At 48.7% G+C, this 20,881-nt stretch carries 15 protein-coding genes; 2 read left to right on the top strand and 13 right to left on the bottom strand.

All coding sequences use genetic code 11. The features are described 5' to 3' along the window. Positions 1-5 precede the first annotated feature (5 nt). The 5 genes from P2H89_RS02890 to P2H89_RS02870 all read right to left on the bottom strand — a co-directional run bounded on the left by P2H89_RS02890 (position 6) and on the right by P2H89_RS02870 (position 10,033). Positions 6-2,390, bottom strand: a complete 2,385-nt coding sequence (locus tag P2H89_RS02890; RefSeq protein WP_275824988.1) for an ABC transporter permease — start codon at positions 2,388-2,390, stop codon at positions 6-8. Between the two features lie 264 nt (positions 2,391-2,654). Then, positions 2,655-5,348 carry a glycoside hydrolase family 2 TIM barrel-domain containing protein gene (locus P2H89_RS02885; RefSeq protein ID WP_275824987.1) on the bottom strand — a complete coding sequence of 898 codons (2,694 nt, stop codon included), beginning with the start codon at positions 5,346-5,348 and terminating at the stop codon, positions 2,655-2,657. Positions 5,349-5,388: 40 nt separating this feature from the next. Further along, positions 5,389-7,122, bottom strand: coding sequence for a cellulase family glycosylhydrolase (locus P2H89_RS02880; protein WP_275824986.1), 1,734 nt, complete (start codon positions 7,120-7,122; stop codon positions 5,389-5,391). Positions 7,123-7,189: 67 nt separating this feature from the next. Continuing rightward, entirely contained in the window at positions 7,190-8,602 is a 1,413-nt protein-coding gene (locus P2H89_RS02875) for a glycoside hydrolase family 30 beta sandwich domain-containing protein (protein WP_275824985.1), read from the bottom strand. Between the two features lie 12 nt (positions 8,603-8,614). Then, a complete protein-coding gene (locus tag P2H89_RS02870) occupies positions 8,615-10,033 on the bottom strand; it encodes a glycoside hydrolase family 30 protein (protein ID WP_275824984.1) in 1,419 nt (472 codons plus the stop codon). Between the two features lie 304 nt (positions 10,034-10,337). Between P2H89_RS02870 and P2H89_RS02865 the strand changes: the two genes are divergently transcribed. Both P2H89_RS02865 and P2H89_RS02860 read left to right on the top strand, forming a co-directional pair. Then, on the top strand, positions 10,338-11,108 hold the full coding sequence (locus P2H89_RS02865; protein WP_275824983.1) for a ThuA domain-containing protein: 771 nt from the start codon (positions 10,338-10,340) through the stop codon (positions 11,106-11,108). 21 nt (positions 11,109-11,129) lie between these two features. Beyond that, positions 11,130-12,236 (top strand): glycoside hydrolase family 18 protein, encoded by a 1,107-nt coding sequence (locus P2H89_RS02860; protein ID WP_275824982.1) that lies wholly within the window; start codon positions 11,130-11,132, stop codon positions 12,234-12,236. 58 nt (positions 12,237-12,294) lie between these two features. On the opposite strand, the gene P2H89_RS02855 is transcribed toward P2H89_RS02860, so the two are convergent. From P2H89_RS02855 to P2H89_RS02820, 8 genes are all read right to left on the bottom strand, one after another. Beyond that, the gene (locus tag P2H89_RS02855) at positions 12,295-15,195 is read right to left on the bottom strand and encodes a triple tyrosine motif-containing protein (RefSeq protein ID WP_275824981.1); all 2,901 of its coding nucleotides are present in this window, start codon (positions 15,193-15,195) and stop codon (positions 12,295-12,297) included. 56 nt (positions 15,196-15,251) lie between these two features. After that, entirely contained in the window at positions 15,252-15,872 is a 621-nt protein-coding gene (locus tag P2H89_RS02850; RefSeq protein WP_275824980.1) for a dienelactone hydrolase family protein, read from the bottom strand. Between the two features lie 25 nt (positions 15,873-15,897). Next, on the bottom strand, positions 15,898-16,851 hold the full coding sequence (locus P2H89_RS02845; protein ID WP_275824979.1) for a VOC family protein: 954 nt from the start codon (positions 16,849-16,851) through the stop codon (positions 15,898-15,900). Between the two features lie 14 nt (positions 16,852-16,865). After that, positions 16,866-17,801: a ring-cleaving dioxygenase gene (locus P2H89_RS02840; protein ID WP_275824978.1), complete on the bottom strand. Its 936-nt coding sequence runs from the start codon at positions 17,799-17,801 to the stop codon at positions 16,866-16,868. 21 nt (positions 17,802-17,822) lie between these two features. Next, complete coding sequence (locus P2H89_RS02835) at positions 17,823-18,356, bottom strand: YceI family protein (RefSeq protein ID WP_275824977.1); 534 nt, start codon at positions 18,354-18,356, stop codon at positions 17,823-17,825. A 330-nt stretch (positions 18,357-18,686) separates the two neighbouring features. Then, positions 18,687-19,229: a YceI family protein gene (locus P2H89_RS02830; RefSeq protein WP_275824976.1), complete on the bottom strand. Its 543-nt coding sequence runs from the start codon at positions 19,227-19,229 to the stop codon at positions 18,687-18,689. Positions 19,230-19,398: 169 nt separating this feature from the next. Then, positions 19,399-19,872: a DNA starvation/stationary phase protection protein gene (locus P2H89_RS02825; RefSeq protein ID WP_275824975.1), complete on the bottom strand. Its 474-nt coding sequence runs from the start codon at positions 19,870-19,872 to the stop codon at positions 19,399-19,401. Positions 19,873-19,978: 106 nt separating this feature from the next. Then, positions 19,979-20,833 (bottom strand): pirin family protein, encoded by an 855-nt coding sequence (locus tag P2H89_RS02820; RefSeq protein ID WP_275824974.1) that lies wholly within the window; start codon positions 20,831-20,833, stop codon positions 19,979-19,981. Between the last annotated feature and the right edge of the window lie 48 nt (positions 20,834-20,881).

Here is a 20,881-nt window from a genome sequence, read left to right as displayed (position 1 = left end):
ACAAATTATTCAGTGCGCAAACTTCTTACCGGATTGGCAAGGGCCGCGCGAATTGCGTGATAGCTCACTGTGAGTATCGTGAGCAGCAATGCGCCTGCTGCTGTGGCAGCCACTATCCACCAGGTGATGCTGGTGCGATACTCATAGTTTTGCAACCACTGATGCATGCCATACCAGGCGATGGGTACAGCAATTAACAGCCCTATCAACACGAGCCAACAAAATTCCCGGGTGAGCAAGGTCCAAATACTCCAGACTGTTGCCCCCAATACTTTACGGACTCCGATCTCTTTGGTCCGCTGTTCGGCCATGAAAGAGGCCAACCCGAATAATCCCATACAGGATATGAGTATGGCTAAGGCTGTAAAAAAAGCCCCCAGATTGCTTACTTTCTCTTCGTTGCCAAACTTTTGCTGATAGTCCTCATCTACAAACCTGTATTCGAACGGTGCTGCGGGATCGTATTTACGAAAGACTTCCTCCATGCGTTGCAGGGCAGGACTGGCCCCCATAGCAGGATTGAGTTTTGCGAAGACATAATTGGAATGGGCGTCCATACGCCAATACAAAGACGGTCGCACTTGCTCATAAGGCGATTCCGTAAGCATGTTTTTTACTACACCAATTATAGTGCACGGAGCATTGCCCCAGGTGATGGTTTGCCCCACGGGATCTTTCAGCCCCATGTACTGCACTGCTGCTTCGTTGATGATAAAGGCATTTGAATCGGTGGCAAAACCGGCGGCAAAATCCCTGCCCGCCACAATCTGCCACCCGATGGTTTTTCCATAATCGAGCGATACGCCTGTTACTGGAAATTCGATGGTTGCATTGGGATCTTTCCCTTTCCAGTGCAGGTTGACTTCTGAGCCCCAGGTGTCTGTTGCGGGAGCCTGCGAGCCAGCCATGGCCGTGATCACTTTTTCACGGACCAATTCTTCCCTGATGAGCGTAAACCGATGGGGATTGCCGCCAGGGTGCGTTGCCAGACTCACGAGCAATTCCTGCTTGTACCCAACCGGGCGGCTTTTGGCATATTCCATTTGACGTATGACCACGATCGTACAAATGATCAGCGCTATCGTTACGGCGAATTGCACTACTACCGATACTTTACGGGGCAGGGTGGCCCATTCTCCCACCCGGAATGTTCCCTTCAATACTTTCACCGGATGGAAGGATGAAAGATATAAAGCAGGGTAAGAACCTGCAATCAACCCGGTAATTAGTGTTACCGCAGCCCCGGCAGCCCAAAAAATCGGCTCGCTCCAAGGCATGGCAATGCTTTTGCCTGCCACCCGGTTAAAGAAGGGCAGTAATGTTTGCACCAGCAACAATCCTCCCAAAAATGCCAGGGCCGCTACCATCATGGCCTCGAAATAGAATTGTGCGATAATTTGTACCCGCATGGAGCCGATCGCTTTTCGAACACCCACCTCGCGGGCTCTTTTTTCGGAGCGGGCGGTACTCAGGTTCATAAAGTTGATACAAGCAAGCAACAACACAAATGCACCAATGATCCCGAACATCCACACGTATTTGATGCGTCCACCGATGTTGACTCCATTCTCATACTCCGCGTACAATCGCCACCGGCTCATGGGTTCGAGGAAAAGGATAGGATTGTATTTTGCCTGTTCGGCCCCAGCTCTTTGTTTTTTCATTTCGCGAATGAGCAAGGATGCCTGATCCATCCTTACTCCTTCCTGCAACTGTACATATGCCTGTACCGGGTTTTTATCCCAGGACTGTTCTGCACTACGCACCCAAGGTGCGTTTTTCAGGTATAATTGAAATGGCGCGATAAACTTTACGTTGGTGAAAGTTGAATTGGCCGGGAGGTCTTCATACACGCCTGTTACTTTTACCTTTTCCTGGTTGTCGATCTGCAAGATCTGATCAACAGGATCAGCACCGCCGAACAGGGCTTTGGCTGCTGAGCGGGATAATAGGATCGACGATGGATCCATAAGGCCATTGCGTGTTCCCTTGATCATTTGCAGGCTCAACATATCGGGCGCCTGCGGCCCGAGGTAAACTCCATGTTGCGATAATTGTTTATTGTCTGTGCCCAGCAAATGTGTTGCCCGATGTGAGGACAATACCACGTATTTGAAATAGTTATTATGGTGTGTGTTTAATTCAGTAGCCAGGGGGAAGGGTACCGCTTTATCGGTCTTGACTTCTCCGTTAACCGTAATGTGCTGCCTGATCTTGGCTATGCGATCGTAGTTGTTGTGGATTGTGTCATATGCCAACTCATCGTACATCCATAAGCCGATCAGGATCGCTACAGCTATCCCGGCAGATAGTCCGGTAACATTAATGAACGTATGGGCTTTGTTCCTAATGATATTGCGCAGGGCTATTTTGAAATAACTACTGACCATCTATTCGTTTTGGTGACCTTTCGGGGTCATGTGATTGTTACAGGCTTTGAATTTACCAAAAAGATGCCGGTTATTCAAACTACTGATTATCAACACTAAAATGTAGTTTTTTATATTTGCTGGTGTCCGCTTACGATACGGCAGTCGTTCAATTCTGCAGAGACTGCCCTAAGGCGCAATAAAAAGGGTGTATCCCTTTTGCGGATACACCCTGGTTTACTTTAGCAAGAGCAAGTTACCAATAGGCTGCTGCGCCTATCGGCTTTATAGCTTTTTTACCTGAATGGCATTGAGTACGGGTTCACCTTTGATGGGATCAAACTTTATCTGGATGCCTTCCCGGCTTATGACAGTTATTGTAAACTTTTTGGCGACTGCTTTGGCGATGCCGTATTGGCGACCAATATCGAAGTTTTCCAACACGCGGATATTGTTGATGCTCACATTGAAACTACGCTGCACTTCGTCTTCCTTACGTAATTCGGCACTGAGGTTATAGGGCAGGCCTTTCACCGTTCCGCCAAGCAGTTCTGCAAAGTGAAGGGTGATCTCATAGTTGCCGGGGAGCACATCGAGGCGGTATTCGCTGATTCCGATTTGCTGCGTTTGATAGATGGGATCATCTTCGGTAGCCACCATGTTCTTATCGGTTCCGTAAGGCAACCGGTTGTTGTTGGATATTCTAAACGGATTGCCTCCTACGTGCCCCCACCCACCCTGGCGATACGGTCGATCGGGTATCCAGGTTTGCTTTCGCTGTTCATCGACATAATAACGATCGGCTCCCAACAAGACATTTATTTGCGTGAAGGGTAACATGGGATCATTCACCTTATCGGCCAACATGTGAAAGTCGACACTGAGCTGATCGGAGATCAGTTGGCCGTTCTTTTGGGCTTGCACCTGCAGGATGTTGCCCCCATTTGCGAACGGCACGTTCCATTCGACCAATCCATTATTGCTGCGACGCGCGCCCAGCGACTTGCCATTGATGAACAATGTTACCGAATCGAGATTGGTAGCGACCTGAACAGGTTGTCTGCAGCTGTTGGCGTTGCTATCCGCTATTCCACTACGGTTTACATAATCACCCCCCAGTATTTTGAGGATAGGGTCTTTACGCAGTGCTGCCTGATAATAGTAATACGGATCCTTGGGTGTGCGATCCCATCGCAAGAGGCCTTTGTTGTTGATGTGGGGCATGGTCTCTTCGCGGCCTTCGGAATTGAAATCGGCCAGGTTCCACAACATAGCGCCTGCTACGAATGGTCGTTTCAGCATTTCGGTGAGATAGTATTGGTGAAATGCTGTGGTATATTCTATACTCTTGTCGAAGCGAACGGGATGCAGGCTGTGTATGCGTGGGTCAGCGTCGGCTCCGTATTCGGTTACCAGCAAAGGCTTATCGGGCAATTCTTTGTGGTGCCTGTCGAGGAAGGCAGGAAAATCGGTGAGGGCACCACCATACCAGCCTGAATAGAGATTCCACCCCACCAGCATTGGTATGGCCGTGAGACCTACATCCCTATACCGGTTGAAATCGCCATGATTTACCAGCATGGTATAGCGTGTTGGATCTTCCTTGCGTGTTGTGCTATCGAGCATGCGGGCTAACCGCGCTATATTGGCGAAGTAAGTTTCCTGCCGTGGTTTGTCGTTGTTGAAATGCGGCCTGAGCAGCACTTCATTCATATAGCACCAGATGATGATGCTGGGGTGGTTGTAATTTTGGCGGATCATTTCCACCTGCATGTTCAAACAGTTGTTGTAAAAACTGTCTGTTTCAGTGATCTCGTTCACCACGGGTATTTCTACCGATGAGAGTATTCCCAATTCATCGCATGCTTTCAGGATCGAAGGATCTTGCGGATAGTGTGCGATGCGCAGGAAATTGCCGCCCATTTGCTTGAGCCATTGAACATCTTTTCGTGCCAGCTCATCGGGTACTGCGTTGCCAAGGCCACTGTAATCCTGGTGGCGGCTGGAACCAACGAGTTTGTAAGGAGCTCCATTGAGGAAAAAGCCTTTATCAGCATCAAATGAAAACCAGCGGAAACCTACCGTGTTCGATAGCTGATCGAACAGTTCGCCGGTCTTTGCATCGGTGATGATGGTCGTGGCCGTATACAAGTAGGGGTGCTCGGGCGACCATAGTTCCGGTTTCGCGATGGGCTTACTATCCTGTTGAAATGTTTGCTCGCTGTTGGCTTTGACATTTACCAGGCTTGTGATCTCCTGCACAAAATTACCGGCTTTATCGCGGATGCTGGTGATCACCTTCAGCTTTTGCGGCTTTGCCGTTTCATTGCTGATCGTAGATGCCAGGTGAACGGTAGCTGCTTCTGCATTGACCTTTGGCGTGGTGATGTATACTCCCGAAGATCCATTATCCGCCACGGTGAAATGGATATTGTTGGTGGCGATGAGCCAGCAATCGCGGTAGAGACCTCCGTAAAAGGTGAAGTCGGCTGTTAGCGGTGGGATGTTCTCGTTGTGACGATTGTTGACATGTATCTCTATCCTGTTGCTATTTGTGTTTTCGTCGTATTGCAGGTATTGGCTGATGGCTATATTGAAGCCTGTATAGCCACCAATATGTTTACCTGCCAACTTACCGTTCACCAACACATCCGCCTCCTGGTTGGCCCCTTCCACATACAGGTTGACCTTTTTATTTTTCCAGGCAGGGTCGATGCTGACGTTCTTTATATAAAATCCCTTGCCGCGGTAATAGCCAGGTTCGTCATCCATCACGTCGGCCACATTCCAGGTATGCGGTAGGTTGACTGACTGCCAGACAGCTTTGCTTTGGGATTCGGGAGTAGACAACAGCGTGGACTCTTTGATAAACTTCCAGTCTTCATTGATGCCTACGACCGTGCGTGCAGCAGGTGTGCCTATTTGTGCTTGTAACTGGCCACAAAGCAGGCCTGCTACTAGGGTGATGATGTGTTTCAATGCCCGGTAATTTTCGATGGGTACGGTTAGGGTTTACTGATCATTTCCTGCTCAGCTGAATATTGCGCAGGTTGAATCCGCCCTTTGTGGCCAATACCCGGATCTGGAGGGTTGTCCCTTTCAGATAAAGGTATTGCGGTTGTGTGTTTTGCCAATTCTTTTCTCCGCCGGTATTGGGTACCTGGATCTCGCCGATGGCGGTTGTTTCGCCGATCAATACGGCTATGCGGCCAGTGTCGGCAGCGGCTGCCACGTTGAATGTTATATTGTACCTGCCAGCCTTGGGCAATGTGATGGTGTATTGCGTCCACTCACCATCTTCTATTGCGTGTATATAAGCCCCTTCGTTATCAGAAAGGATATCGACACCATCGTTCCGGTAAGCCCCACCCCGGTTGCCACGGGTATTTACGCCGGGCGTATAGTGGTAACTGGCGGTATCCTTATCGTAGTAGGCATAACGCTGGCGTCCCATGTCGAAGTCAACCGCCTGAATAAGCGCTGTTTTACCGACCACGTGCTTTTTGAATGGAATGGTGGCGGTGGTTTGCACCTGCCTGAACATAGCATCCATTACATCGGGATGCGGGATGTTGTTCTTTATTTTCAGGTTTTCGAGAAACTCCTGCAATGTTTTCCAGGCTTGCTCTTCACTGGGTTTTGGGCCTTTGCCTGCCCAATAGTCGAGCAACTCCTGGTATCCCTGGGGCACTTTTATTTCGAGGGGGTTGCGTAGTCCCATCTTTTTATTTTGCCACCACGCCCAACCTATGCCATTGGTTTCGACCAGGGAGATTGCTTCTGTGAACCAGGTATTGGAATTTTCACCAGACTCGCCGAGCCAAACGGGCACATTGTGTTGCTCGCGCAGGTTAAGAAAGTTGCGGATGGCGTCGGCATTATTAAAATTGCCGTATTTGTGAAAACTAAGCACCATGTTATTGTCCCACACGGGCAGCACGCCACGATAGTTGTTACCGAAGCCATTGCCTTCGATTATGATGATGTGGTTATTGTCTACTTCCCGGATGGCTTTGGTAATGTCCATCATCAGTTTGCGCAGGGGCGCGTTCTTGTTTTCGGCAGTACCACGAACATCTTTCGGATCTTCGAAACCCCAGTTGGGTTCATTGATGATATCGTATCCCCCGATCCAGGGTTCGTTGGCATACCGCTCGGCCAGTTTACGCCAGAGGGCTACTGTCTTTTGCTGGTTGGCTTCGCTATCCCAGGTAGAGGGCTTAGATGGATCACGATCGGAAATATTGAGATCATTGCCCTGACCACCCGGTGCTGCATGCAGATCGAGTATGAGGTACATTCTATTGGCCTTGCACCATTGCAGCAGGGCATCGGTCATTTCAAAACCTTTGTTGAGCCAGGTTTGTTGTCCGGCTACTTTTTCTTCTTCTACCGGCGGGGTGTACAGGTTATAATGAAATGGGAGGCGAATGGAATTGAAGCCCCATGCCGCCATGGAATCAATATCTTCTTTGGTGGTGTGGTTGGCGAGCCAGGCTTCGTAGAACTGCGCGGTCTTCTCCTTCCCTACAACCTCTTCTATTTTTGCTTTGATGCGGTATTGCTGGCCGATATTGCTCAGTTTGAACATGTATCCTTCCTGTAACATCCAACCGCCGAGGCCCATGCCGCGGAGGATCACTTTTTCTCCTTTTTCGTTGACGATGTATTTGCCGCTTGCTTTAAGATATCCCTGAGCAGACGATGACAGGGAGCATACAATGATGGCGAGCAATGCGATGATGTTGCGCATAGAAAGCAGGTTTACGATTTGCGGGTGAATAAAGCAAAGCTGCCGCCCGAAGGCCGCAGCTTTTTAGTTACCATACATAGGTGGCCATTGCTCCTGCATTGAGTGTGGCCGGAAACGATCTTTTCTTATACTGTACGTTGAATGTTGCGGATTCTTTGCTGTCGTTGAGTACCACCAGCACAATCTGCCCCTGTGGATTTTTGAATGCCACATTGGGCAGGGCACCTGGTATGTTTGTATCGATACGTACTGAGCCGGGGCGTACATATTTTGCCGCATGAGCAATGATGTAATAAGCAGGATTGCGCTTTACGGTATCCTGGCTGATGGTTACGGCGCCCAGGCAGCGATCGCATCCACCGCGATCGGTATGCGGCTTGAGCTGCGGATTGGATGACAGGTTCCATTCTATCACGATGCGGCTCCAGTTGCGGGATGCTCCAATGATCAGGTTACGAACGTGCTCGGCGATATCCCTTTTCATATTACCGGGTGCGCCCACCCACTGTTCGGTGAAATAGAGATTCTTATCGGGGTGCGCTTCGTGAACTTTCGAAAGTGCTTCTATTTTTCCTCCGTAGAGATGGAAGGCAGATCCGTCAATGTATTTCTTCGCTTCGGGATCATCAAGTATGGAGATAGGATACTCCGGCTTATCGGCGTTGTGATCGTAGATGATGATCTTCGTTTTGATACCTGCGTTTTTGAATGCCGGCCCCAGGTGGTTCTTTACAAACAAAGCCTGGTCGGGCGCCAGCATGAGGAGGCTGGGCGTATTGCCCGGGTGCAAGGGTTCATTTTGTACAGTAATGGCATCGATGCGGATACCTTCGGCCTGCATGGCTTTTATGTACTTTACAAAGTAGCGCGCATAGGCAGGGTAATACTCGGGCTTGAGGCTTCCTCCACGGGCATCGTTGTTGGTTTTCATCCAAACGGGCGGCGACCAGGGTGAGCCCATGATCGTGATATTCGGATTGATGGCCAGTATTTCTTTAACCGTTGGTATCACCGCGATGCGGTCGTGACCAAGATCGAATTGCTCCATGGCCGTATCGGTTTGACCAGCGGGAAGATCATTGTATGAAAACACTTTCTCATCGAGATCGGAAGCGCCGATGCTGAGCCGGATATAGCTACCACCGATACCGCTGGCTTCGGGCGAGAACAATTCCTTCAACAAGGCAGTGCGGGCGGCCTGCGTCATTTGTTGCAGATGCCCGGCGCTGCCTCCTGTCAAGGCCCAACCGAAGCCGTCGATCTTCTGAAATTTGGGGCCATCATCGACGGTAATGATGTTTGGGCTGGTTTCCTTTTTACCGAAAACAGGAGCTGTTGTTTGATGCTGGAACAGGATATTGTTAGCGGGATCGGTTAGTACAACTTTCACTGCGCCTTTCTGCGCCTGTGTGCCAAGTGTAGCGGCAACCCCAATGGTTACAGCCAATCGTTTGTACCAATGAGCTTTGGTGGTTTGCATGGTCGCGATCGTTTATTTTATTACAAGAGTACTGATAGAGTGCGGCAGGCTTTCGGTTGGCGCTGCTTTGCCATCGAGCCAAATATGATAAGGTAGTTTTTGATCGGTAGTGTTCATTACTACTACCACAATGCTGCCATCGGTATTTCTAAAGGCAGTGGTTTGCAACTGAGCGCGGCTGGCTGAAGCTGCGATGCGTTTTGCTCCTGGACGAATGAACTTTGAAAAATGCCCGATATAATAGTAGGCATTGGTATAAATGAGCTTGCCGGTTTGGGTGTTGGCGTGAAGGGGCGCAAAGCAGAAATTACCAACATGATTAGGCCCGCCTTTTTCATCGAGCAGGATATTCCAATCGGTCCAGGCCACGGTACCATTGTTGAAATCATTGATCATGGAGTTACCATAGCGTTCGCCCAGCGACCAGTTGTTGACGCTATCGAGGTTGAACTTCTCCTTGCATCCTTCGGTAAAGATGAGGTTTTTACCAGGGAATGCCTGGTTTACCAAGCGGAGGTTATCGAACTGCATGGGACCACCCGTCCAGGTTTCGTACCAATGGAATCCAATTCCCCAAACGTATTTCGCGGCGTCTTTATCGTTGAGGATGACGCTGGCCCGCTGATACAGCAGGTCCCGGTTATGATCCCAGGCGATGAGTTTCTTAGTACCCAATCCCTGTTTTTGCAAGGTGGGGCCGAGGTATTGTTTGATAAAGTCGCGTTCTTCCTCCGCAGTGAAGATGCAGGATTCCCACCGTTGTTTTGCCATGGGTTCGTTTTGTACGGAGAGCCCCCAGATGGGTATTCCTTTTGCTTCGTAGGTCTTGATAAACTTCACATAATAATTGGCCCATTGCTGACGGGATTCAGGCTTCAGTTTGCCACCCTGCAACAGGCTTTTGTTGTCTTTCATCCAGGATGGCGGACTCCATGGACTTACGTACATGGTAAGTTTTCCGCCGGCTGCTGCAATTGCCTGTTTGATGAAGGGGATGCGGTATTGTTCATCGTGTGCTACGTTGAAGGTCTTCAGCTCGGTATCGTTGTCGCTAACATAAGTATAGCTGCCGCTGGAAAAATCGCAACTGTGGATGGTGGTTCTTGCGAGAGTATAGCCAATTCCTTTCTCTTTATCGAAATAGGCCGCCATAAACTCCTGCTGTTCGGCTTTGCCCAATTTGGCAAAGGTTTCGGCAGAGGCGTCTGTGAGCGCTCCACCGATTCCCAGGAAGGATTGGAATGTATTTTTCGGATCGATGAATACACAAGGTTGTGTTTCGAGCGGCTGTTTGAATTCGGTGAAATTAAGCTGTGCGTTTTGTGAGAGGCGAAGGTCTGACTGACTGGCGGTGGTGTATACAGTCACCTTTTGCTGGGCCTGTACCGAGAGGCAGGTTGGTACAATCAGCATGGCAAGTATTCTTTTCATCTGTGCTTGGGTTTCTGAAATGCAAAATTCGAGTTGGATTCGAAAACTGGTTGCTTTGCAGGACTCCGATCTGCCCGGTTTTATGCGAACAGGCGGCTTCCAAAACAGTTAAGCAACCGGATGTCAAAAGTGCTGATTAACAAGGGTTAACTCCAAATTAATCACTACGCCAAAACCACTACACTTTGAAAATTAAAGATTGATTATCAGATATTTGACGCCCTTCACACGTATTACTTGCTACGCCTTTGACGAATTTGGACATTACATCCTGTATTTTCATAGCACTATAATGTACATAACGATGAAGCAATTTATCAAGCTGATCGTAGCCGTTCTCTTTTTTTTGCAGACTGTTTCGGTGGGTTATTGCCAAACGGCTGGTTCGCGGTTTCGTGCTTTGGTGATCTATGAGAATGGCGGACACCATATTGCCTATTCGAAAGTGGCGCGGCCATGGCTGGATAAGTTGGCGGCCGACAGCCAATTTGTCGTTGAGTATATAAATAATATGTCGACGGTGGATTCGGCTTTGCTTTCGAAATACCGGTTGATCATTCAACTGGATTATCCACCGTATGGATGGCCAGCCGCGGCGGCGAAAGCCTTTGTACAATATATCGAGGAAGGTCGCGGCGGCTGGATCGGTTTTCATCATGCCGGTTTACTGGGAGAATTTGACGGTCATAAAATGTGGAACTGGTTCTCGGACTTCATGGGTGGCATTCAGTTCAAGAACTATATACCTGATTTTGCGTCGGGAGTTGTGCAGGCGGAAGATTCGTTGCATCCGGTAATGCGAGGTATTCCCGGACGTTTTACGATTGCCCGGGAGGAATGGTATACCTGGGACAAGAGTCCGCGAGCACAAGTGAAGGTACTGGCCAGTGTTAAAGAAGACTCTTATTCGCCGGATTCGAAAACGAAGATGGGTGATCACCCGGTTATATGGACCAACCCGCATGTGAAGGCGCGGAACGTATATATTTTTATGGGGCATGGTCCCGACCTGTTTAACAATCCAGCCTACACTGCCCTCTTCAGGAACGCGATTGTGTGGGCCAGCGGACGCTAACTATTCATTTACTTATACATCATGAAAACCTTTGCTTCCCTTTTTGCTGCTTTTTTGCTAACTGCTTTTGCTATGGGGCAATCCACCCCTTCTTCCCGACCGGTGGTGATTGGCTATGTTGGTGGTTACCGCGGGCTGGTGAACACTGCCGTGATCGACGTGAAGAAACTCACCCACATCAACTATGCTTTTGTAGATGTGCAGGGCAACCGCGCTTTTTTGACGAATGAGAAAACAGACACGGTGAATTTCAGGACGCTGAACCTGCTCAAGCAACAGAATCCGGCTTTGAAGATCCTTATTTCGATCGGCGGCTGGACGTGGAGCAAAAACTTCTCGGATGCGGTGCTAACAGACACCGGCCGCCGGGCTTTTGCCTTGTCATCGGTAGATATCGTACGCAAGTACCAACTGGATGGTGTTGATATCGACTGGGAGTATCCTGGCATGGTGGGTGACGGTAATAAATTTCGCCCGGAGGATAAACAAAACTATACCCTGATGTTCCAGGCGATTCGTGAGGAACTGACCAAATTACAACAGGAAACAGGCCGTTATTACTTGTTGACCACCGCTACCGGAGGGTTCCCCGCATACCTCGACCATACCGAAATGAGCAAGGCGCAGGAATATCTCGATTATGTGAACCTGATGACCTACGATTATAGTTACGGACAGGCAGGGCATCATACGAACCTGTATCCTTCGAAGAACTATGACAAAGAGAACTCAGCCCACAAGGCTGTTACTACTTACCTGGCTGCCGGTGTACCTGCGCATAAACTGGTAGTAGGGCTTGCTTTCTACGGAAAAGGCGGTTTGGTTGACAGTGTGGCTGACAGGGGTTTTCAGCAAAAATACAATGGCAACTTCCGTGTAGGTGGTTACACTTACATCAAAGACAGCCTGGTAAATAAGAAAGGATTTGTAGCCTACTGGGATAAGAAAGCGAAAGCACCCTACCTCTTTAATGCGGCAGAGAAGAAATTTGCGACTTACGATGATGAGCGCTCTGTCAAATACAAGTGCCGCTATGTGAAGAAGCACAAGTTGGGCGGTGTGATGTTCTGGGAATATTCTTCGGACCCAAAGACTTACCTGCTAACTGCTATTGACAAATACCTGTAAAGTGATCCTTATTTAATAGTAATAGGGCCAGCCTTTTTCGGGGCTGGCCTTATAGTTTTTATTGTGTTACGTTAATCAGGTAATCGTACAAGTTGACCTCGTTGGCGATGCCCAGCTTTTTGCGGAGCCGGTAGCGGCTTGTTTCAACGCCCCTGATGGATATGTTCATGAGCTGGGCTATTTCCTTTGTGCTGAGGCTAAGTCGGAGATAAGCAGCGAGTTTGAGTTCGGAGGCTGTGATCTCGGGACATACCTCCTTCAGCTTCCGGAGGTAATTGGTATGCACGGTATCGAAGTGATTGGCAAACTGCTCCCACTCTCCATCGTGATCAAGCTCTTTGTCGAGCACACGCATGATCTTTTGAAAGTCCTTGCTGCCTTTGTCGGCCCCGGCCCCATTCTTATACACTACAAGATCTTCCTTCAGCTTGGTGAGTATTTCCATTTTACGCACCAGGCTCATGGCGGAAGAGGCCAGTTCGGCATTTTTGTGTTCGAGCTCAGCCTCGAGCTTTTCGTTTTGCAGCCGCATGATCTCCTTTTCGCTTTTACCCATTTCGAGTTCGTGCTGTATCTGTAGCTGCTTTTGCTCTTCGTCGTATTTGCGTTGCTGCTCCTGTAATTTCAGCTGCTGCAATTTCTGGTACTTCTCCTGCTGCCTTTTATAAAAGAGATACAATACACCGAAGAAAAGTAATGCATAGAGAATAAATGCCCACCAGGTTCGATACCAGGGAGGCAGGATGCGGAAGGACCAGGCCGCTACAGCCGACTCGCTGCCTGCTGCACTGCGGCATTTTACTTTAAACGTGTAGTTACCTTCGGGCAGGTTGGTATAGTCCTTCTCTGTTTTCTTGTTCCAGGGCGACCAGTCTCTATCGAACCCTTCGAGCCAATAACTATACTCGGTATTCTCTTCCTGACCGAACACATTTGAAGCACTTTCGAAATGCAGTGAGTTGTTGGCGTAACTCACTATCGGCTCTTCCTTCGAGGAAGAGTCGATGGTGTAGCCACCAAAGATGAGGCTATCGGACCCGATGCCGGTTCGCACGAGGCGAATGCGCGCCTGCAAAAGATGCTTGTTCTTCTTGTACTGGGCATAGTTGAGGTGAAAGAACCCCTTCTCGGCAGCGATAAATACATTGTTACTATCTACCACATTGATATGCTCGAAGCCGCTGCGCATAACCTTATCGTCAATTTCGGATATATGGATGATCTCGGATTGCGGGCCCGACCTGTCGACGATGCTCACTCTTTTATCATTGCAAAACCAGAGATTGCCAAAACGGTCTTCCTTGATGTAACTGGGAACCGACCCGAATAGCTTTTCCAATTGAGCTGAACGGACGAAATCTTTCTGATGGGGATCGTATTCAAAGATTCCATGATCGGATGTCAACACCATCCTGTCCATAAACTGATACAAGTGATTGTGGTTGGCGGAGAGTATGCCGGCTTTATCCTGGTAGTTGATGGAGAATGGCTTTCCCTGCGCATTGAACGCCACTTTGTACAAGCCTTTATAGGGGTGAGCGATCCAAATGGTGTCGTGGTTAATGGCCATGTAGCGGGCCGACTCAAAGACCGCGTTCGTTATCGGATTCTGAAAGGTACCATTGCTATAATTATACAGGTTCACTCCATTATAGGTCCCGGCTATGATGACAGTAGAAGGAATGGTATTGTATAAGGGCTTGAATATCCAAAAGCCGGTTTTATCGTCAATGACCTTGATGTTGCCATTCTCTATCTGGTAAGCGCCCCGGTTATGGGCTACCAGTAATTGATCGTTCACTTCGGACAGTCCCCATACCTGACCTTCGGAGCGGGGAACGAACTCGAACGCATTATTGGAATAGCTGTAATCTTTTTCGCCTGGGTTGAGCGTCACCTTGTATAACCCGGTAGACAATCCGCAATACAACTGTCCTTTGAAGATCATGGAAGTGTATCCTGCATTGCGGTCTTCTCCATCGGGGAAGATATTTTTGATGGAATTGCTATAAGCTACGAGATCGATCCCATTATCAAGGCCGAGCCAAAGGTTCTTATCTCTATCCATCTTAACGCTGAGGATATTGTTGCTTTGCAGTCCTTCCTTTTTGGAGAAGCGTTGTACAAATTCACCTTTTCTGTTGATGATGATGCAGCCAACTATATTGGTAACAAGGGCGATCCTATCGGGAGAAAGCTGGCAGGCATTGTGTATATTTTTGCCAATAATATTTCTGATTCCGGGGGCGTCGAAAAAGGATACCGTATCATTTTTTAATAAGTAGAGACCATGGTTGAGGGTGCAAAGCAGGATGCTATCCTTGCCGAGCGCCAATACCGTGGTGAGCCGTACATCTTTGGGGAGAGCGCCTACTTTAATAACCGGCTGCCATTCGCCGCGGTTATAAGCCACCAGTTTTTGGGTAAAATCGAATGCAACAAGTCCTGAAGGTGTACGGGCCATAAAAGCCCAGTCGATGCTTTTGTGTACCGTTATCGAATTCCCTTCCAGTTCGAATATCCTTTTGTTGGAGCGGAAGAATACGCGCTGGTCCCAGATGCAGATGTTCCATACATCGGCAAAGTCATTATCGTTGGGCGGAACGAGCTTCTTTAACGAGGTAAAGGTCAGTTCACCATTCTTTGCCGGAGAGAAATAACCAAACTCCCCCTGGCCGCCCACATATATCCTGTTGTTATCGCCAATGGCCAGCGAACGTACAATGGTGCCGCCGGGTAGCGGGTAGGTTCGCCAGGTGGTGCCATCAAACACGAGGAGGCCTTTGTTGTTGGCAAAATAGAGCAATCCATTTTTATCCTGCCCAATACTCCAGTTCTGATTGCCTGCATTGTAAGCCTGCCGGGTGTAATTGATAATGGTGGGTATACCAATAGTATTCTGCGCAGTAGCCTGCTGGCAGTAGCAATAAATTAAAATGAGTGATATAACTTTTCGCATCGGGCGTATAGCTTTCCAGACGCGTGAAGTTAAAGATCACCCATTAATTATTGCAACTATTTATTAAATATGAGACTGTTGGCCTTGTCGATCTCATCCTGGGTTATGGTGTGGCCCATATTTGCGTAAACGTTTTCGGTAACGTCTGCCTTCATGTCTTTCAGGATATTAGTTGTTGCGTATACCCTTTCTACCGGCACGTGCATATCGGGATCGCTGGTGCCAATGAACACAGGCGTATTCTTAAAATCGCCCTGGTAATGCTGGGGATAGATCTTATCACCGATCAATCCGCCGGTAAAGGCTACTACTCCGCCGTAATGGGTGGCATTGCGGGTAACATATTCGAGGGTAAGACAGGCGCCTTGTGAGAAGCCCAGGAAGTAAAGCTGTTTCTCCGTAAATCCCTGGGCAATCAAGTCGTTGACCACTTCTCCAACTACCTGCAGGGCTGATGAGAGCCAGGGTTCATTTTGTTGCAGGGGGGCCATGAAAGAATAGGGATACCATGTATTGCTGGTGGCCTGTGGTGCGATGAGGGCAAATTCATCTACTTCAAGGTGCTGGGCCAGCGAAAGGATGTTTTCGGCTGTTCCTCCGCGACCGTGCATCATGATCAATACCTTTTTTGCTTCGGTCAATTTCCTGCCTGCTGTTACTAAGTCTTTCGTATGCATAACAATATGTTTTGCTGGTCTTTCCTTATTTGTAGTTCTCCCAATTGAGGGATACGGGGGTGAGCGTTTGCTCCAGGTGTGTACGATTCTTTTCGAACTGCGGTGGCAGCTTGAGCGCTTCACCCAGGTGATCGGCACTTTCATCGACCGTAAATCCGGGGCCTGCTGTAGCGACTTCGAACAATACGCCTCCGGGTTCCCTGAAATAGATGGAGGTGAAGTAATTGCGGTCCAGTACGGGCGTAGGATTCAGCGTACGCTGCACTATTTTGGACCTCAGTTCCAACTGCTCTGCCTGTCCTGGTGTACTGAAAGCAATATGGTGCACAGTTCCACTGCCGCCGAGGCCACACAGGCTATCGGGTGAGCAGATGATGTCCACGTAGTTACCAGGGGTATCCTGTGCCGCAAAACGAAATCGGTTACCTTTTTCCGCGATCAATACATGATCGAGTTGCTCGGTCAGGAGTCCTGCTGTTCGTTCGTATCCCTCTTCCCATATCTCCACGTTATAAAATCCCTTAATCGCCTTTTCGGCAGGGATAATGCCGTTGCTGTAGCCAGGCCGCTTGTCTTTATCGTTGAACACAAGTTCGAGGCCCAAGCCATCGGCATCTTCGAAATAGACCACTACTTCGCCCGCAAAACGCTCTTCTGGTTCTTTATAGGCGATCCCGAATTTCCTGAGCCGTGCGAGCCAATAATCGAGTGATTCGAGCGGTACTGAGAAAGTAGTGGTATTCAACATGCCCTTACCTTGTCGGCCTCTCACCAAACCATTGTAAGGAAAGAAGGTCATGATGCTGCCGGGACTTCCCAACTGATCGCCATAGTAAAAATGGTACACTTCGGGCGCATCGAAATTGACAGTCTTCTTAACCATCCTGGTGCCGAGTATCCCGGCATAGAATTCAAGGTTCTTTTGTGCGTCGCCTGCAATGGCAGTGACATGGTGAATACCTGTGATTAACTTTCCCATAAACCTTTGTTCTTTTAATGCAGTACCGGTAATTGTTTTTCGATCTGTTTTCTCATCGACTCGTATTGCGCAGGCAGCCTGAGGTTAGTACCCAACTCGGCCACCGATTCGTCGGTTGCGAATCCGGGATTATCAGTAGCGATCTCGAACAATACGCCGCCGGGTTCCCGGAAATACAAGGAGTAGAAATAGTTGCGGTCAATCTTAGGCGTGATGTTGAAGCCACGCTTTTCGATCTTCTCCCTGAATTCCATCAGTACTTTGTCGTCCTGCACACGGAAGGCGACGTGGTGGTTGGTTCCACCGGCTACCTGTCCGATCTTTCCTTCGGGATCTTCGATGATATCGACGATCGCGGCGTTTTCCACAGCATCGGTTACAAAGCGGTAACGGTTCCCTTCCTGTTCAAGTAATTTATATCCAAAGATATCAGTTAGTACGGCTACTGTGCCTTTGATGCTTTTCAGGGTAAGGGTGATGCTATGAAAACCTTTGGTAGCAGACTCTTCCTTTACATCGTTGGTTGTCCAGGCTTTTCGGGTATCGGGTGTTTTAGATTCGGTGAGGGCCAGCTTGAGGCCATCGGGATCCTGGAAAGGTAAGTACAGTTCACCAAACCTTTCGGCTGTCGGGCCTTGTGTTACCTTGTATTGATCGAACCGGTCTTTCCAAAAGCCAAGGCTACCGCCGGGTACACTATATCCAATCTCCGATGCCGTGCCTGTGCCAGCATACCCGCTCTGGATACCTTCCCAAGGGAAGAAGGTGAGGATGGTACCGGGGGCACCCACCTCATTACCGTAGTAGAAGTGGTAGGTTCCCGGATCATCGAAGTTTACTGTTTTCTTTACCAATCTTACACCAAGCACCCTGGTATAGAAGTCGAAATTACGTTGGGCGTTTCCTGCGATGGCAGTGATGTGGTGCAGACCCAATATTCTGTTGCTCATACAATCTCCTTTTCAGCTCTCTTAAGCTTGTTTGATTAACTGGAACTCGCCGGCAAATTTCACTTCATCACTTACTACTACGTTACCGGCTTCTGTTACGGCACCCCAGCCGAGTCCGAATTCCTTACGATTTAATTTTCCTGTTACGGTAAAACCTGCTTTGGTCTGTCCGTAGGGGTCTACTGTGATACCACCAAACTCTACGTTGGCTACTACATTACCTGTTACACCTCTTAAGGTAAGTGCTCCCTGGAGTTTGCCTTCTTCTTTGGTACCGGTGTATTTAATGCCGCTGAACTTTATTTCTTTGAATTCTGATGCGTTGAAGAAGTCGGCTGAACGCAGGTGATTATCCCTTTGTTCGTTGTTGGTATCGACGGAGTCAACGTCGGCAGTAAATTCTATCTTAGAAGCATTTGTAAAGTCATCACCGGCTGTTTCCACTTCGAGGTTGAACTTTTTGAAATAACCTGTTACGGTGGTGATCATCAGGTGCTTTACTTTAAACTGAATTTCGCTGTGTGCTGGATCGAGAACCCATTTAGTCTTTGACATGTTGTGTTAATTTATTGATTATCAATTTGTTTATTTGTCATATTGACTATACAAAGTTGCAACATTAATCTGGTCTGAAGAATAGCTATACGACGGAAAGAGTTGTACATTTTATGGGTTGTTGCTTTGCTTGTTTTGGACAGGAGAATGCAGGTAATTGTTTGTCGGTTGCAGGGAAAGGGAGCGGGATTATTGGACTACGGGCGATAACTTATGGCTATCGGGTTGGGCGGCGTTTCGATGAACATTGGCCAGGAATGGGGCAAGGGACTTATTGCAAATGACGGTCCAGCGAAATTGGCTTCCAGGCCGGGGCAGATTGCTAAAGAATCAGGGCAGTTTCAGCAATTGTACGTCGCAATGCAGTACTACCTCATCGGACAAGAGCAGACCGTGCTTATCGATCAATTGGTTCCAGGTGATATTGAAATCTTTCCGGTTCAAGGTGGCATCTACGGCAAAACCAGCCTTGGTGTTGCCCATGGGGTCGGGTGTGGAACCCAGGTGTTGCGCCTGCAGGGTAATGGGTTGCTCTATTCCTTTGATGGTGATGCTCCCGGTTACCTCGATCTTGCCATTTTGAACCGTTACCTGATCGGACTTCCAGGTGATAACGGGGAATTTGGCGGTGTCGAAGAAATCGGCTGAGCGAAGGTGTGTATCCCTTTCTTCGTTTCCAGTGTATACGGAATTGGTATAGATAGTAAGTTGCGCGCGGGCTCCGTTGAAGTTGTCTTCGGTATTTATTACCGAACCTTCGAACTGGGTAAACCAGCCGCTGACCGGTGTAAGCAGTAAATACTTTGTATCGAACCGTATCCTGGTATGCACCGGATCGATCACCCAAACCGCTTCTTTCTTTGTTTCTTCCATACCTGGAGCCTTTTGTTGTGCAGGTGGAGGCTGATCCTGCTTATTGATCCGTGAATATAATGTGGTAATCTACTGTCGCCAAAAAAATATAGTATCCCGTCACCGGCTACCGGCCATAGCGAGCAGTCAGTGACGGGTACTTCTTCTTATTGCAACTGTCCGATTGTCCTTATCTTAAATGCGCGCGTAACATCCATGCCATTTTCTCGTGTGTTTCCAACAGACCCGTTATGAAGTCGCTGGTACCCACATCGTGCAGATCGTTCGCAAACCTGTTCACATTTTCGCGGAGGAAAACGATGATGCTTTCGTGATCAGCCAGCAGTTCTTTGGTATATCCGGGGCTGTCGTTCAATTCGCGCGATTGCTCGGTGAGGTGGGTGAGTTGCAGGAATTGTTTGAGGGTTGCCGGGGCGTAGTGTCCCAACACGCGGATGCGTTCTGCTACATCATCCATGATCTCGTCGAGCTGTTCGTACTGAGCTTCAAAGAATTTGTGCTTGGTGTAGAAATCGGGACCTTCTACATTCCAATGTGCATTTCGGGTTTTGGTGTACAGGAGGAATTCGTCGGCCAGGAGTTTCGTGAGTGTGTGGGCCACTTCTGCCAAATTCGATTGTTCAATGCCTATTGCAGGTGTCATAGCTATATAATTATTAGTTGATTGATTACTTTACAAATGTACGTTGTGCCTTGCCGGGAAGTCAATTGACATTTGGAGGATAGAGATGTACATTTTATCGCTGATGCTAATAATCCAGCTCGCCAAAGCGGCCTTGTTTAAAATCTTCCATCGCTTGTTCGATCTCTTCGGGGGTGTTCATGACAAAATTGTCTTTGGCGGCGACAGGTTCGTCGATGGGTTCAGCAGACAGGAATAGCACCTGGGCATCTTCCATGGCTTTCACTGCAAATTCTTCGCCTTCTTTACTAAAAACAATAAGGTTGTGCTGGCCAACCGATTCGCTGTTATTAACAAGAACAGTTCCTTTTATGACGTATAACAAGGTCCAATAGCCGGGTGTGGCAGGAAACAGGACCTGCCGGCCGGCAGTTATTTCACCTACCGCGGAAATAATGGGTGTGAAGTTCTGGATAGGTCCGGTTTGGTTATCGTATTCGCCGCTGGCGAGGCGCAAGTTTACGCCTTCCTGTTGCAATACCGGCGGTAACTGGTCGCGGGTTGCAGCCTGGTAAAAAGGTTTATCCCACTTATTGGCCTGGGGTGCATTGATCCATAATTGTATCAACTCCTGCACGCCGCCGGCTTTCAGCATTTCTGCCGTAGGCCCCTCACTGTGCAGGATTCCTCTCCCGGAAAACATCCATTGTACACCTCCTGCCTTGATGACCTCATCGTTGCCAGCATTGTCGCGGTGGAAGCCTTCGCCTTGTAACATGAATGTATAGGGTGAAAAGCCGCGGTGGGGATGCGGATGTATCCTTACCTGCTGCCCCGGTACGATTTGGGTAGGACCAGCATGGTGTACCACTATAAATGGATTGGCAAACCGGAATTCTTTGGTGGGCAGAGATTGCCTCACGGTTTCTTCTTCGGTGATCTTCTTTTCCCGTCCGTATAATATGTGCTCAATCTTTTTCATAACCTGATTTGCGGTGAAGGCTTGATAGAGCAAAGGTAGGGTTTGCAG

The sequence above is a fragment of the Paraflavitalea sp. CAU 1676 genome (genome assembly GCF_029223285.1).
Lineage (GTDB): Bacteria > Bacteroidota > Bacteroidia > Chitinophagales > Chitinophagaceae > Paraflavitalea.
The sequence above is the reverse complement of the archived record's forward strand: the minus strand, read 5'-3'. Positions and strand labels throughout refer to the sequence as shown.